This is a genomic window from Bradyrhizobium sp. 40, from assembly GCF_023100925.1.
Taxonomy (GTDB): Bacteria; Pseudomonadota; Alphaproteobacteria; order Rhizobiales; family Xanthobacteraceae; genus Bradyrhizobium.
Genome location: NZ_CP064688.1, coordinates 3,180,331 through 3,194,198 on the forward strand (window position 1 = coordinate 3,180,331; position 13,868 = coordinate 3,194,198).

Sequence of the window (13,868 nt, forward strand, 5' to 3'; positions counted from 1 at the left end):
CCTGAAGTCAGGCGATGGAACTGCGGAAGATCATACGGACGGACATTGCAGCGTCGGCAATCGCCCATCTGACGCTGGTCGCGCTGATCATCGTGATCAGCGAAGTCCATCCGTTTCACGCCAGCCCGCCCGAATCGGTTTCCGTCAGCATCGTGACGCCGGAGCAGGTGAAGCAGGAGGAGGCCAAGGCCGAGGAGAAGGCCGAGGAAAAACTCAAGGCGAAGCCGCCGGAGCCGACCCCTGACCTGAAACTGCCGAAGCTGGATTTCACCGACAAGGACAAGGCGGCCGCCGCGCCGAAGCCCGAGGCGAAGCAGCAGGCCGCAGCACCGTCCTCGAAGCAGCAGGCCTCGCCCGAACAGCCGCAGCAAAAACAGCCGCAGCCACAGCCTTCACAGACGCCTCAGCAGCAGCGCGAGGCAAACACGCAGACGCAACCGCAGCCTCAACAGCCACAGCCTCAGCCATCGCAGTCGCCGCCGCCTCAGGCCATGCCGCAGCCCCCGACGCCGCAGCCCCCGGCGCCGCAACTCCTGCCGCAAGCGATGCCGCAGCCAGAGGCCGCGCCGCCCCCGTCCTATCAGGCGCCGGAGCCCGACGTCACCGTCAAGTACGGTGTCATGCTGGGCCTGCCGCCGGAATTGCCGACGGAGCTGCCGAAGGACGCCAAGGACGATGGCGGCGATGCCAAGGATTCAATCGCGGCCAAGCTGCCGGCCGAAATCATCGCCGAGCTGCGCCGTCACTTGCGAAGCTGCGCCAAGCTGCCGGCGGGGGTCGCGCCGACCGACAACGTCAACATAAAGCTGCGCACGGTGCTCGCCACCGACGGCACGCTGGCGCGCGAGCCGATCCTGATCGAAGCCCCGCCGTCCGCGAAGGGCGTGGCGCTTGTGAAGTCCGCCATGAGCGCGCTTCAGGCCTGCCAGCCCTACAAGATGCTGCCGGCCGACAAATACGGGGAATGGAAGGTGATGGACCTGCCGTTCAGCCCACGGGATTTCGGCGGATAGCAGGTCATCATGTAGCCCGGATGGCTTGTCCGCCGTAGCTCTAAGAGCGAAGGCGGAAGCGAAGCGTAATCCGGGGCCGCTCGCCCGGCATTCGGCACCTTCCCGGATTACGCCGCTGCGCTCCATCCGGACTTGCTGCTCAGCGCATAGAATGACCGTACGTCCAACTTTGCGTCTGGCGACGGACAAGCCCGAGATCGCCGCTAGTCCTTACAAGCCAGCCGGAGCACACGCTGGGGACACCACCATCTCAACCCAACACCTTGTGCACCGCGCGCTAGTGCCCAGGATCTCGCATGCTGGGTCAGCCGACACAATGTCGCGGCAGCACTTCGGGCACGTATATCCCGCGATGCTTGGTGCGAAGTCATACTCCGGACCAACGTAGGCGCAGATCATGTGGTGGAATACCGGAAACGAGATCAGAGCGGATGAGCCGCAAGCCGGGCAATTCGTTTGAGTCCCTTCGATCTGCATGCTGCACCTCGCTCCCTCTCACAGCTCGTCGAGCCCGAATAGTCCCACCAGCACGGAAGCGATCCGCGCGCTGAGTTGCGTATAGTGCATGTGGACGTCGACGGCCGAGTTCAGCGCCGGGAGATGCGCGCCTGGGCTGAACCTAATTCGCGCGATTTGCGAGGCGGTACGCTCGCGCGCCACTGACGAGCCCGGTCCCGGGTACACATCTGACACCGGCAGGATTTCAATGATCTCGCCCAGAATTCGCCGGTTGCCGAACAGGACAAACACTTCGTTGCCGACTTTTGGATCGGACAGGCGTTCGTTAGGAACGTACCAGTCGACGAAGACATCAGTGGGGTCGAGAATTTCTGCAATCGGAGTGCCCGCCACGAGCGATTGGCCGGCGCGCGCAGGATTGTTCGCGACTATGCCAGCTATGGGCGCGAAGACTCTCCCATCTGCAAAGCTGCTTTCAACCTTTTCGAGGCGATCACCGAGTTGCCGGCTGAATTCGTCGAGAGCGGCCAATTGAGTGCTGGCTTCGGCGGCTTCCGCCTCCTGCGAGACCACGGCTTTGTTCGCCAAGGCGCGCTCCCGGGACATGTCTATACGGTAATTCAGGCTCGCGGCTGATGAGTTTGCGATAAGTTCGACGGCTTCCTCAGCAAGCCGTAGATGTGAGCGCGCCGCGTCGAGAGATTCGCGCGCAACCCGGGCCTTGACACGCAATTCCGCTCTGCGGCCGGCGATATCCGCGAGCGAGCGCATATAGGTGGCGACAATTTCATCGTGCTGCGGAGACCGAACCCTTCCGATTTCTTCGCCGGCCTTGACCGATGCACCTCTCAGCACGGTGATGCTGTTGATCTGCACGATGTAAGGCAGTGAAATCAAATATCTTGGTGAGGACACGCTGCCCGGCCCGCCGAGATAGAGAATTGGCCTCCCGAAATAGACGACAAAGAATGCGAGTATGCCGAATACGATTGTCGCATAGGCGGCGCGGACAGCCCGTCCCGCCGCGCGCCGACGGCTCTCGATGGGGTCGGGGATATGGGGATCGAGTCGTGTTAGCGTGATGGTCATTTGGCCACTTCCTTCGTCCGATCGCCGAATAGTGCACGGCGAACGCGCGGCGGCACGAAATCATCGTTCCGCGACGAGGCAAAGATGATTTCCGAAGAGTAGGAAAAGAACCGCGCGCACTTCAGATAGACGCCTTGGTAAAGCGGAAAGATCAGCGCCATCTTCCAGCCGAAGGTTCCGACGGATCGATGGAATAGGGCGAACACAAGTGCCATATTGAAGACCGAGATCCAGAGCAGCAGCACGTATATCGCCGAAAGAAACAACACGGCATCCGAGCCGAACAACAGCACAATGTAGGCCAAGTAGAATGGCAGGCTGAGCGTCGGAACGAGATCGAAGACGATGAAGTCCAGCCGTTGGATTGTGTCCGGTAAACGCTCTAGCGGGTGGCGAAAACTCAGCTCGCCATACATCATGAAACGGATGCGCAGAGCATCGCGATCCCAGCGCGCGCGCTGGCGCAGCAGACTTATGCCGCTTGCGGGGGCGGCTGTTTCCGCCCAGGCGTCGGACACGAAGCGAATGACATAGCCGAGCCTGCGGAGCCGCAAGGTGTATTCCATATCCTCTCCCGGGCCGACGTCGAGCCCGCCCTGCTGCGCGAAAATATCCCGGCGATACATGGAACAGGCGCCGGACAGACACGCGATCGCATCCACCACGTCTAGGATCGACCGCCCCGCGGTGATCGACATCAGGTATTCGACGCTTTGAAGTCCTGTCCATATCGAGTCGCGCTCGTTGCTGATCGCGATGCTGCAACTTGCGCCGGCGACGAGCGGATCGCTGAACGCAGCCGCGAGGCGCTCAACCGCGTTCGGTTCGAAGACAGTGTCGGCATCTACGGTCAAGAGAAGATCGCCGCGGGCAAACCGTGCTGCAGCGTTGATGGCGGCGCTGCGGCCGCAGCGCGTCCCATGGCAGATGACCATGTCAACCTGCCCCTGCGCTCTCGCCCGCTCCGCGACCGCACGTGTTTCGTCGGTGGAGCCGTCGTCGACGACGATGATTTCGACAGGTCGGAGGGTTTGCCGGCGCAGCGAACTGATCGAAGGAGCAAGCCCGGAGCCGCCGTTGAACGTCGGGATAATCACGCTTACCCTCGCTTGGCAAACCGTCCCACTGGCGCTTCGCCGCTTCGAGCTGAACAGAGCAAGAGACACCAACGATAAGGTGTAGCGGGGGATGTCGAATATCAGCAGCGAGAAGGCGAGTAGAAATAAACTCGTTCCGGCGAGCACTTCGACCATTTCGGACATGCCGCCACCTCCACTACGACAGGACCACTCCGAGCATCCGACCAAACAAGGTGCGCAAGGCAATTATCAGACCAGAAAATGAAGACCATCGCGTTGATGGTCGAGTGGTAAATTGCGTAAACATTTGCTTTTTGTGTTTGCGCTATTCACCTGCAGCGTCGGCTTCGTCAGTTGACGATGACCGGCTCTCGAAGGCTGATTGTTGGCGTGCCGGCATCAGCGTTGCAGTTGGAGTTGTTCCCCGCGTCGATAAATCCCACAAGGTGACCAGGTCCGTCCAACCTTTCAGGCGCAAGACGGCCTCAGTCTGGAAAGACTGAGGCCGGTGGGGGCGTCGATGTACCGTTGGGGTCGGTACTCCAGAACTCTAATCGCGACGCACCAATCTGCGTATTGTCCTTGAGGACAACCAATCAGCACGTCGTCCCTCTCACACATCTGCGAACCGCCCGACGGGTATGCCGGACGGTGGTCCGTGCCACGCACACGCCGTTGATACGTGTCCTACCGACGCCGCAGGCAGCAGCGACTTCCGTAATCAGGCTTTCGGGCTGTGAAATCGGGGCAGGTGTCATCGCCTGAGCCGATACTGCGAAGAAGAAGGCGGACGTGGCAATTCCGAGCGACTTGATCATATCGAGCTCCCTGGAAGGGCCCAAGCGCCCGGCCGGCGCGGCGAAGCGATGGACGCGACTCCCTCAAGCTGATGCCCGCTCAAGTCAGAGAATTGAGATAGATCAAAGCGACTTCAGGAGCTCCCATGAGGCAATCGCTGCACAGGCCGAGACGCCGGCTTAGGATTATGATCGCAGGCTTCCCTGTGCCCTTGGATAAGAGGGGGAGGTGACCAGGCAAAGATACGGGCGAAATGCGCCGCGAGAGTGCGAAGCTATGTCTGCAATTCAAAATGCGAGCTGGAAAAGTGGCGCTGCCGCCTCATACTGCGTCAATGCGAGCGCAGCGACTTGTCCGCCACACTCCGCCCTCGTACCCCGGACGCAGCGCAAGAGCGCTGCAGCGCGTCCGGGACACAAGCGCGTCAACGACCGCGCCTCATCTCCTCGCCGTCCACCACCTCCGGCGCCATTGCCTCCCACGCGCTCGAGGCGAATTGCCGCCGCCAGGTCACGATCACCACGGCGGCCGTGGTCACGAACAACACCCAGGGGCTGACGAACCAGCCGAGATAGCCGAGTGCGAAGAAGAAGGCGCGCTGGCCGCGGTTGAAGTGGCGGCCGGCGGATTCGAACAGGCGCGAGGTGCGGATCACATGGGCTTCGGCCTCCGGCGTGTCACGCTGCGAGGCCGCGGGCATGCCGCCGAACAGGATCGCGACATAGTTGAACAGGCGGTACGACCATGCGAATTTGAAGAAGGCGTAGACGCAGATCAGGACGAGGCCGACGCATTTCAGCTCCCACATGGCCGGCGAGGTGCTGAGATCGATCGGCAGCTTGCTCAAGATCGTGATCGCATCGTTGGTCGCGTGCAGCAGCGCCAGCGCGCCGCCGAGCGCGATCAGGCTGGTGGAGGCGAAGAAGGCGGTGCCGTTCTGCAGCGAGGCCATGATCTGCATGTCGACCATGCGCGCGTCGCGGTCGAGCAGCCGGCGCACCCACACTTCGCGGTAGCGGTTCATGCGCGCCGACAGGCTGTCGCGGCCATAGGCCGAATGCTCCAGCGTCAGCGCGTAGACCAGCCACTCGATTATGAAGAAGCCGACGGCGGTGATGTCGACCCAATGCCTGCTCATGTCTGTCTCCTGGCGAGGATCGCAACGCTTGCCACGCATGGCGAGGTGCAGCAACGATTGATTGGCGACAGGCGATGGCGTTAAAAGCGGCTCGCTTCAAGCGTATCGGGAAGGACTGATGACATGGCTGCGCTGAAACTCGCAATCGGCAACAAGAATTACTCGTCATGGTCGATGCGGCCCTGGCTCGCGCTCCGCGCCAACGACATCCCGTTCGTTGAGACCCTCATCCCGCTCTACACCGACAATCCCGCGGACAAGGAGCAGATCATCTCGTTCAGCCGCGCCGGCAAGGTGCCGGTGCTGGTCGACGGCGACATCACGGTGTGGGATTCGCTCAGCATTATCGAATACCTTGCCGAGCGCTACCCGGAAGTGAAGTTGTGGCCGGACGCCGCCGCCGCCCGCGCCCATGCCCGTTCGGTGTGCGCCGAGATGCATTCCGGCTTCATGGCCCTTCGCAACGAATGCGGCATGAACCTGCACCGCCCGGTGCGCCCCATGACGCTGTCGGCGGACGCCGAGGCCAATATCGCGCGCGTGCAGGAGATCTGGCGCGAATGCCGGACCAGGTATGGCGCCAATGGACCGTTCCTGTTCGGGCGCTTCGGCGCAGCGGATGCAATGTATGCCCCGGTCGTGCACCGCTTCCGCACCTACGCAATCGAGGTCACGCCGGAGACCCGGGCCTACATGGACACGATGCTGGCGCTGCCGGCGTTCCAGGAATGGACCCGGGACGCGCTCGCCGAAACGCTCATCATCGAAAAGTTCGAGAACGTGTAGTCGCGAATGTGATTGAGCGCGGCTTGACGGCATGGTGCATGGCGGCGCTCAATCGTGGAGCTAGGGGCAAGGAGAGGGGACACCATGGGAATCCTGGACTCGCTGGAGAACAATCCGGCGCTGCGTAGCGCGCTCGGCCAGCTCGGCGCAGCCGTGTTGCCCGACGTGCTGAGCGAGGTGCTCGGCAGCAACAATCAAGGCGGTCTCGGCGCGATCGTCGCAAAGCTCCAGCAGGCGGGGTTCGGTGACCAGGTCAAATCCTGGCTCGGCAAAGGCCAGAACCTGCCGATCTCGGCCGACCAGCTCCGCGGCGTTCTCGGCAGCGATATCGTCCGCCAATTGGCTGCCCGCTACAACATCCCGGTCGACCAGCTGGGCCAGATCCTGGCCCAGGAACTGCCCAAGGCGATGGATCACGCCAGCCCCGACGGCCGTTTGCCCCATACCGCCTGAAGAACCGGTTCCAGCGGTATCATCGGCTGGCGGCATCACTCTGAAATAACTGCAAAATTCGCACGTTTGCCATGTTGCATACTGCTGGCCAAAAACGCCCGCCGCATGCTATACCACGGCCGGGTTTCCGGCCGGCCGACGCAGTGGGACCATGGGCGTGGCAGGCGTTGTTTGAGTGATGGAGAGGGTGTTGAAGCACAAATTCCCTATTGGCGCGCGCGTATTGTTCACCGCCAGCAATGTCGCACGCCCCGCTGCCAGCGGCTCGTATGAGGTCATCCGCCTCCTGCCGACCGATGGTGACGACTGTCAGTACCGGATCAAGAGCTCGACCGAAGCCTTCGAACGCGTCGCCAAGGAAAGCCAGCTCGCGCTGTCCTGAAGGCCGCCGCTATCCGCGCATTGGCGCGTCCCGGGGAATTGTATTCTGCCGCCGTCAAAAGGCCCGCTTCACCTTCAAAAGGTGGGCCGGGGGCAGCAGCCGACTCTCGGTGCTCGCTTTGACCATTCGCTCTCTGCTCGCGTGAGGGGACGTCGCGCATGAACTGGGCATGGGCCTCGTCGCTCGACCAAATCTGGCGCTCGCCGGCGTTTCCAATGTGGATGATGCTGGCGGCTGCCGGCTTCTTCGGACTGATCCTCCTGGTCACGCTGCTGCGCGCCGAGCGATCGGTCGCCAACGGTGCGCTGACCGTTGTTGCACTACTCGCCATTGCCATCGCCTTGGCTGCCGTGGTGCGCGTCGATGGACCGGCGGGGCAGACCACGCCGACCGAGGCGCGCGCGCAGGCCGCGATGACTGCGAGCCTGCCGGCGCTGTCCTGTCTCGACGATCTCGCCGGCGAAGCCGTGGCCATTGGCTGCGAGAAGGCGCTGTTCGGCGCGCCTGACGCGGCGGCTGCGGCCGTCTCCACGACCGCGGCCAGGATCGACCGGCTGACGGCGCTCGGCGATGCCGCGACCGCGGAGAGGAGCCTGACGCCCGACATCAAGCTGCTGCGCAAATCGCTGGAGCGTGATCGCTACGGCCTGGTCGCGCAGGTGCTGGTCGCGCGCGACGGCTGCACGCAGTTCGACTGCGCAGCATTCCGCTCGCTGACCGACCAGCAGCAGGTCGCCGCCAACATGGATTCCCATCTCTACGACACGCTGGTCGCGCGCTACGCGCCGACCTGGAATGCGCCTGCAACGGCGCAATCGTTGCCGGCCACTGCCGCGCTTGCCGGACTGCCGCCGTCGATGCCGACGGGCAAGCCGACCAATGCGGAGTTCCCGAGTGCCTCGTCGACGCCGCCGGTCAGCATCATGAACCCGGAGCCGCCGACGCGCCAGGCGTCCCCCACCGCGAACGCAGCGGCCGCGCCGGCTCCGCGCGCCCCGGCAGCGGCCTCGGCACAGACCGCAGCTCCCGCCGCGAAGAAGCCGCCTGCGCCGAAGGCTGCGCGGGCGCCGGCGGCAGCACCGGTTCCGCTCACGCCGCCGGCGGCAGCTCCCCCGGCTGCGGATAACGAGTAGATCGGCATTCCAAATGCGTGGCTGCCCGGCTAATGCTGGGGGCATGCCACTACATCTGATCAAGCTCGCCGTCGGCTGCGAATCCATCAAGGAATTGAAGGAGTGGACCGCCGAACGGATGCAGACCGCCAAGAAGAAGGGTCTGCCGCAACATCACATCCACATCACCCGCATGGTGCCCAAGCGCGACGCCGAGATCCTGTCGGGCGGCTCGCTCTATTGGGTGATCAAGGGCGAGGTCGCCGCGCGCGAAAAGATCATCGGCATCGAGCCGTTCCGCGACAAGGACGGCATCGGGCGCTGCCGGATCGTGATGCAGCCGAAGGTGATCGCGGTGTCGCCGCGGCCGATGCGCCCGTTCCAGGGCTGGCGCTATCTCGCCGACGATTCGGTGCCGCTCGATCTCGGCAAGTCCGCGGCCGGTTCGATCGCGGCGATGCCGGAGCCGATGCGGCGCGAGCTGCGCGATCTCGGGTTGTTGTAGTCCGCTACTCCCAAGGCGTCACTGCGAGGCGTCACTGCGAAGGCGTCACGATGTGCAGCCGCGCCCAGTCGGACGGCGGTATGACGACGGGGCGCCCGCCTTCGCCGATGCCATCCACAATGTCGACGAGATCGGGCGCAATGCCCATCTCGTTCAGATATTTCCGGTGTTGCTCGCCAAAATACTCCGTGAGGCTCTCGCGCTGCTCAGCCGGGATGTTGGGCGCGAGCCGGTTACGGACGGAGCGGCTGCCCAGCACAACCTTCGTGCCCGGCGGCAGGCTGCGATGCACGCCGCCCGCCAGCGCGAGCACGCAGGCAAAATCGCAAATCAGATTCGACGCCGACAATCTTGCATCGAGCGGTCCGCCCGGACGCTTCAGCGTAAAGCATTCGGCGTCCGGCTTCCCGGCGCAGGCTGTGACCTCGGTCGTCCCGGCGGTGGCGTCGAGGCCGCGGTCGCGCAGGATGTGGCCGAGGCTGCTTGCGACCTTGAGATTGGATACGCCCAGCTATGGATCACGACAGGCAGCTTGCGCCCGGCCTGACGGTCGAGGATCGCGATCAGCCGCTTGTAGCTATCCCACTGCACAGCCCCTTCCGCGGCAATCCAGTCCGAACACCCGGGCCCGCAGGCATCGGCCGGGCCATGGGCGACGTAGAAGATCATGGCGTCGGGCGGCGAGCCGAAGGCGCCGATCGGCGGACGCTGCTGGGCCTGTACGGCGCCTGCTGCAACGAGCGCCAGCACGCAGCTCACGATCCTCGCGCTGATGGATGACATGCCCCGCCAGTCGGCTCGCTTCCTCGTGCCGATCATCCCTCCGGGCGAGCAAAGGTGCAAGATCAACCTTGGCGGTTACACCGCCATATTGTCGATCAGCCGAGTCGTGCCGAGCTTGGCCGCGACCAGGATGCGCAAGGGGCCGTCCTTGCGCGAGATGACAGGCGCCAGGGTCGCTGCATGGCGCACCTCGAAATAGTCGAGCTCAAAGCCGGCCGCCGTGATCATCGTGGCACCGCGTGCCATTGCGGCTGCGACCGCTTCGCCGGCGCGGATGCGCCCGGCGCTGTCCTTCATGGCGCGGTACAGCGTGGTCGCGGTCTGCCGCTCCTGTGGTGACAGGTAGACGTTGCGCGAGGACATCGCGAGCCCGTCGCGCTCGCGCACGGTGCGGGAACCGATCACCTTGACGCCGAGGTCGAGGTCGCGGGCCATCTGCGCCACCACCCGCAACTGCTGAAAATCCTTCTCGCCGAAGATCGCGACATCCGGCCGGCACTGCGTGAACAGCTTGCCGACGACGGTGGCGACGCCGCCGAAGAAATGCGGGCGGAAGCGGTCCTCGAGGCCGGCCAGCGCTGGTCCCTCCGGTACGATGCGGGTGGCAAAGCCCTCCGGATACATGGCCTCGGCGCCGGGATGCCAGACGATATCGACGTCCTCGGCGGCGAGCTTGGCGAGATCGGCCTTCCAGGTTCGCGGATAGGCGCCAAAATCCTCGGTCGGAGCGAACTGGGTCGGGTTGACGAAGATCGACACCACGACGCGGCTCGCGCGCCGCCTGGCCAGGCGCACCAGCGACACATGGCCGTCATGGAGCGCTCCCATGGTCGGGACCAGCGCGATCGTGGCCTTTCGCTTGCGAAGATTGTCGACGGCGCGTCGCAAGGTGGGGACCGTGCGGGCGATCAAGGGGCTGCGTGACATCAGAACTCGACGGAGTTGGGGAATCGGCGGGCGCGTCCCGGCGCCGGCAGGCTAACCTTAACAAGCGGCGACCATGGACGCCACGCATCCGGATGCGGCGCAGCATCCCGCGCAAAGCCGCGTAAGAGGTCGCGACATTGTGGGTTGGATCACAGACGCGAAGCGGCGCGGCGATTCATGATGAAGGTCGGCGCGCCGCGATTTGTATTGCCTGTCACGCATTTCACTTGACCGCAGACGCGGCCAACTCGAAGATATTCGTTAGGGGTGTTGAGGATCGCGATGCTTGTGCAAGCTAGCCAAGGCCAGTCCGGCTCGGCGCATGTGGTCGTGCTCGGCAACGAGAAGGGCGGCTCCGGCAAGTCGACGACCGCCCTGCACATCGCAGTCGCGCTTCTGAAAGCCGGCCAGCGCGTCGCCACCATCGACCTCGACTGCCGTCAGCAGAGCTTTACTCACTACATCAACAACCGTTCCGCCTGGGCGCGCCGCACCAAGCTCGACCTCGAACTGCCGCTGCATCGCTGCATCAAGCTCGGCGAGACCATGCAGGTCGCCGAGAACGAGAATTCGGAGTTCCTTCAGTTCATGGAGGCGGTCTCGGCGGTCGAGAGCAGCTTCGACTTCATCGTCATCGATACGCCCGGCACCGACAGCTACCTGATGCGGCTTGCGCACTCGATGGCCGACACGCTGGTGACCCCGATCAACGACAGCTTCCTCGATTTCGATGTGCTTGGCACCGTCGACCCCGCCAATTACGCGGTAACAGGCGAGAGCCACTACGCCGAGATGGTGCGGGATGTCAGGCGCAAGCGCCGCCAACTCGACGGCGCGACCACCGACTGGATCGTCGTGCGCAACCGCCTGTCGATGCTCGGCTCCCGCAACAAGCAGCTGGTTGCCGAGGGGTTGAAGGATTTGTCGATGCGGCTGGGCTTCCGCTACGTCGACGGCTTCGCCGAACGCGTCGTCTATCGCGAGTTCTTCCCGCGCGGCCTGACCGCGCTGGACGAGATCGACGAGGCCACCCTCGGCATGCGGCCCAATCTCGGCCATCTCACTGCGCGGGAGGAGGTGACGAGCCTGCTCCGCCAGCTCAAGCTTCCGCTCGATGAGCGCGGACGCCGCCGCGCGGCCAACCGCGCCGAGTGGTTCAACCAGGTCGACAAGCCGCTCGAGGTCCACGACATCCTCGGCGCCTGAGGTGGCGGTATATCGTTACTTCCGGTCGATCAAAGCGGCCGGTATCCCGTGGGAACCCGGCCCGCGCTCAACCGTTTTCACCCCGCGTTTACTGCAAAATTGAACCCGATCGAGACAGGTTGCGTCGGAAGGTGACGTGCACCCTGACGTAGCCGTATGAGAGCGAGGTGCCCAACAAACGTGTGCGCCGCACAATGAAAGGGCTGCCAGTTCACAATATTTAGCCTTCCTGTCACGCGGCTGTGACATATATTAGGGAATAGGCGACCAGGGGCCGAAGAGCTCCGGAAGAACACGATTTTCAACAGGGATTCAGGCCGCAAGAGCCTGAGGCTGAGGACGAAAATGAAGCGTGGAATTGCCGTTCTGGTTTCGGTCAGTGCCCTCTGCGGCGTCGCCTATTTCACGGCGAGCAAGTGGGCAATCAGGCACGAGACCATCACCTTCTACGATGCCTCGCGCGACAACCGTGCGGTGCCCGTCGATATCGCGATCCGTCGTGACAAGGAAATGCAGGCCAATGCCGGCATGATTACGATGCCGGTCGCCGTGATCAACCACGGCAACACCGTCAAGAACACCGAGTACGGCTTCCTCGCCAATATTTTCGCCGCGCGCGGCTATCTCGTCGTCAGCCCGCAGCATGATTTGCCGACCGATCCTCCGATGGTGACCAAGCCCGGTGAGATCTATGTCGGCCGGCTGCCGCAGATCCTGCGCGGCGTCGCCAACATCCATCTCGCCATGCAGGAGATGAAGAAGGTTCAGCCCAACGCCGACTACGAAAAGGTGACGATGGTCGGCCACTCCATGGGCGGCGACATCACGATGTATTTCGCCAAGCAGTATCCGGATGAGGTCAAGAAGGTCGTCACGCTCGACAATCTTCGCGTGCCCTTCGTCACTGCCGGCAAGTTCAAGATCCTGTCGTTCCGCTCCACCGATCCGCAGTTCAAGGCCGATGCGGGCGTGATCCCGACCGACGAGGAATGCGAGAAGGCCGGTATCCAGGTCGTGAAGACCGAATTCCAGCACAACGATATGCGCGACACCGGTCCGGACGCGGCCAAGAATTCGATCCAGGGCATGCTCGACAAGTTCCTGAGCGCGACCGACAGTGAAGTGGCGCCGGTCGATACGCAATCGTCCCCGCCCAAGATTCTCGAGCCCGGGCCGGTCGCTTTGATGGCGCCTGCCAAGAGCTGACGCCTTCCTCGTCGTCGATACCGATTTTCAAAGCCTCCGCCGGCTTCCGCCTGCGGGGGCTTTGCACATTGACCGGGCGGCATGCGCTGACCACATTAGCCGTTCACGCCAAGGTCAAGGAATGTCCGGCGAACCCATCAAACCGCGCGGCCGCGATGCCGTCTCGACGCAACCAGGCAGCGCTGTGCCGCAGGCGGGGACCTCGACCTCGGAGGACATCGCCGCCTTCGTCGCCAACGCACGCGCGCTGTCACCGCATGCGCCCGGTGCGAAAGGGCGGCTGATCTTCGCGCTGGATGCGACGATGAGCCGGCAGCCGACCTGGGACATGGCCTGTGCGCTTCAGGCTGACATGTTCCGTGAGACCGCCGCGCTCGGCAGTCTCGACATCCGGCTCGTCTACTATCGCGGCTTCAACGAGTGTCGCGCCACGGGATGGATCTCCGACAGCGCCAGGCTGGCGGCGCTGATGAGCAAGATCGATTGCCGTGGCGGCGACACCCAGATCGGCAAGGTGCTGAGCGAGGCGCGGCGCGAGGCGGTCGCATCCGGCGTGCGCGCCGTCGTCTTCGTCGGCGACGCCATGGAGGAGAACGTCGACGAGCTCTGCGCCAAGGCCGGCGAGCTCGGCATGCTCAAGGTGCCTGTGTTCGTATTTCAGGAAGGCCATGACGCGGTGGCCGAGCAGGCCTTTCGCGAGATCGCGCGCCTGACCGGCGGCGCCTGGTGCCGGTTCGATCCGGGCGCGGCGGCACAGTTGCGCGAGCTGTTGCGCGCAGCCGCCGCCTACGCGGCCGGCGGACGCGAGGCGCTGTTGCAATTGGCGAAGACCGCCAGTGGGGCGGCCAGGCTGATCGGCCAGATGAAGTAACGCTGCAGCGGTCTGCGGGGGGACAAGGACTCGATGCTTTTTGGCGATAGGCCGACTATAT

15 protein-coding genes are annotated in these 13,868 nt (G+C 63.8%); 9 read left to right on the forward strand and 6 right to left on the reverse strand.

Going from position 1 to position 13,868, the window contains the following annotated elements; translation table 11 throughout:
- The first annotated feature begins 14 nt into the window (after positions 1-14).
- Positions 15-1,013: a hypothetical protein gene (locus tag IVB40_RS15455; RefSeq protein ID WP_247819233.1), complete on the forward strand. Its 999-nt coding sequence runs from the start codon at positions 15-17 to the stop codon at positions 1,011-1,013.
- A gap of 495 nt (positions 1,014-1,508) precedes the next feature.
- Here IVB40_RS15455 and IVB40_RS15460 read toward each other — a convergent pair whose 3' ends face one another.
- The 3 genes from IVB40_RS15460 to IVB40_RS15470 all read right to left on the reverse strand — a co-directional run bounded on the left by IVB40_RS15460 (position 1,509) and on the right by IVB40_RS15470 (position 5,576).
- Positions 1,509-2,561, reverse strand: coding sequence for an HlyD family efflux transporter periplasmic adaptor subunit (locus IVB40_RS15460; RefSeq protein WP_027567366.1), 1,053 nt, complete (start codon positions 2,559-2,561; stop codon positions 1,509-1,511).
- Complete coding sequence (locus IVB40_RS15465) at positions 2,558-3,823, reverse strand: glycosyltransferase (RefSeq protein ID WP_247286890.1); 1,266 nt, start codon at positions 3,821-3,823, stop codon at positions 2,558-2,560. Before IVB40_RS15465 ends, IVB40_RS15460 begins: the two co-directional genes overlap by 4 nt.
- Positions 3,824-4,862: 1,039 nt before the next feature.
- The gene (locus IVB40_RS15470; protein WP_027567364.1) at positions 4,863-5,576 is read right to left on the reverse strand and encodes a DUF599 domain-containing protein; all 714 of its coding nucleotides are present in this window, start codon (positions 5,574-5,576) and stop codon (positions 4,863-4,865) included.
- Positions 5,577-5,699: 123 nt separating this feature from the next.
- On the opposite strand from IVB40_RS15470, the gene IVB40_RS15475 reads away from it, so the two are divergent.
- From IVB40_RS15475 to IVB40_RS15495, 5 genes are all read left to right on the forward strand, one after another.
- Positions 5,700-6,362, forward strand: coding sequence for a glutathione S-transferase family protein (locus IVB40_RS15475; protein ID WP_247361703.1), 663 nt, complete (start codon positions 5,700-5,702; stop codon positions 6,360-6,362).
- 84 nt (positions 6,363-6,446) lie between these two features.
- Complete coding sequence (locus IVB40_RS15480) at positions 6,447-6,815, forward strand: YidB family protein (protein ID WP_247819234.1); 369 nt, start codon at positions 6,447-6,449, stop codon at positions 6,813-6,815.
- A gap of 178 nt (positions 6,816-6,993) precedes the next feature.
- Positions 6,994-7,197 (forward strand): hypothetical protein, encoded by a 204-nt coding sequence (locus IVB40_RS15485; RefSeq protein WP_007611353.1) that lies wholly within the window; start codon positions 6,994-6,996, stop codon positions 7,195-7,197.
- A gap of 158 nt (positions 7,198-7,355) precedes the next feature.
- Positions 7,356-8,330, forward strand: a complete 975-nt coding sequence (locus IVB40_RS15490) for a hypothetical protein (protein WP_247819235.1) — start codon at positions 7,356-7,358, stop codon at positions 8,328-8,330.
- A 43-nt stretch (positions 8,331-8,373) separates the two neighbouring features.
- On the forward strand, positions 8,374-8,814 hold the full coding sequence (locus IVB40_RS15495) for a DUF1489 domain-containing protein (RefSeq protein WP_247819236.1): 441 nt from the start codon (positions 8,374-8,376) through the stop codon (positions 8,812-8,814).
- 31 nt (positions 8,815-8,845) lie between these two features.
- On the opposite strand, the gene IVB40_RS15500 is transcribed toward IVB40_RS15495, so the two are convergent.
- The 3 genes from IVB40_RS15500 to panC form a co-directional block, all read right to left on the reverse strand.
- Positions 8,846-9,127 (reverse strand): hypothetical protein, encoded by a 282-nt coding sequence (locus IVB40_RS15500; RefSeq protein ID WP_247819237.1) that lies wholly within the window; start codon positions 9,125-9,127, stop codon positions 8,846-8,848.
- A 65-nt stretch (positions 9,128-9,192) separates the two neighbouring features.
- A complete protein-coding gene (locus IVB40_RS15505; protein ID WP_247819238.1) occupies positions 9,193-9,597 on the reverse strand; it encodes a hypothetical protein in 405 nt (134 codons plus the stop codon).
- Between the two features lie 75 nt (positions 9,598-9,672).
- Positions 9,673-10,524 carry a pantoate--beta-alanine ligase gene (gene panC / locus IVB40_RS15510; RefSeq protein WP_247438067.1) on the reverse strand — a complete coding sequence of 284 codons (852 nt, stop codon included), beginning with the start codon at positions 10,522-10,524 and terminating at the stop codon, positions 9,673-9,675.
- 282 nt (positions 10,525-10,806) lie between these two features.
- On the opposite strand from panC, the gene IVB40_RS15515 reads away from it, so the two are divergent.
- The 3 genes from IVB40_RS15515 (at position 10,807) to IVB40_RS15525 (ending at position 13,807) form a co-directional block, all read left to right on the forward strand.
- Positions 10,807-11,730 (forward strand): division plane positioning ATPase MipZ, encoded by a 924-nt coding sequence (locus tag IVB40_RS15515; protein WP_027567358.1) that lies wholly within the window; start codon positions 10,807-10,809, stop codon positions 11,728-11,730.
- Positions 11,731-12,075: 345 nt separating this feature from the next.
- Entirely contained in the window at positions 12,076-12,936 is an 861-nt protein-coding gene (locus tag IVB40_RS15520) for an alpha/beta fold hydrolase (RefSeq protein WP_007603233.1), read from the forward strand.
- Positions 12,937-13,057: 121 nt separating this feature from the next.
- Entirely contained in the window at positions 13,058-13,807 is a 750-nt protein-coding gene (locus IVB40_RS15525) for a VWA domain-containing protein (protein WP_247819239.1), read from the forward strand.
- Positions 13,808-13,868 lie beyond the last annotated feature (61 nt).

What these genes read in the sequence shown, in the direction of transcription:
- IVB40_RS15495 (WP_247819236.1), top strand. Translation starts at nt 8,374, where the DNA reads ATGCCACTACATCTGATCAAGCTCGCCGTCGGCTGCGAATCCATCAAG.
- panC (WP_247438067.1), bottom strand. Translation starts at nt 10,524, where the DNA reads ATGTCACGCAGCCCCTTGATCGCCCGCACGGTCCCCACCTTGCGACGC.
- IVB40_RS15475 (WP_247361703.1), top strand. Translation starts at nt 5,700, where the DNA reads ATGGCTGCGCTGAAACTCGCAATCGGCAACAAGAATTACTCGTCATGG.
- IVB40_RS15505 (WP_247819238.1), bottom strand. Translation starts at nt 9,597, where the DNA reads ATGTCATCCATCAGCGCGAGGATCGTGAGCTGCGTGCTGGCGCTCGTT.
- IVB40_RS15485 (WP_007611353.1), top strand. Translation starts at nt 6,994, where the DNA reads ATGGAGAGGGTGTTGAAGCACAAATTCCCTATTGGCGCGCGCGTATTG.
- IVB40_RS15515 (WP_027567358.1), top strand. Translation starts at nt 10,807, where the DNA reads ATGCTTGTGCAAGCTAGCCAAGGCCAGTCCGGCTCGGCGCATGTGGTC.
- IVB40_RS15470 (WP_027567364.1), bottom strand. Translation starts at nt 5,576, where the DNA reads ATGAGCAGGCATTGGGTCGACATCACCGCCGTCGGCTTCTTCATAATC.
- IVB40_RS15520 (WP_007603233.1), top strand. Translation starts at nt 12,076, where the DNA reads ATGAAGCGTGGAATTGCCGTTCTGGTTTCGGTCAGTGCCCTCTGCGGC.
- IVB40_RS15525 (WP_247819239.1), top strand. Translation starts at nt 13,058, where the DNA reads ATGTCCGGCGAACCCATCAAACCGCGCGGCCGCGATGCCGTCTCGACG.
- IVB40_RS15480 (WP_247819234.1), top strand. Translation starts at nt 6,447, where the DNA reads ATGGGAATCCTGGACTCGCTGGAGAACAATCCGGCGCTGCGTAGCGCG.
- IVB40_RS15460 (WP_027567366.1), bottom strand. Translation starts at nt 2,561, where the DNA reads ATGACCATCACGCTAACACGACTCGATCCCCATATCCCCGACCCCATC.
- IVB40_RS15465 (WP_247286890.1), bottom strand. Translation starts at nt 3,823, where the DNA reads ATGTCCGAAATGGTCGAAGTGCTCGCCGGAACGAGTTTATTTCTACTC.
- IVB40_RS15455 (WP_247819233.1), top strand. Translation starts at nt 15, where the DNA reads ATGGAACTGCGGAAGATCATACGGACGGACATTGCAGCGTCGGCAATC.
- IVB40_RS15490 (WP_247819235.1), top strand. Translation starts at nt 7,356, where the DNA reads ATGAACTGGGCATGGGCCTCGTCGCTCGACCAAATCTGGCGCTCGCCG.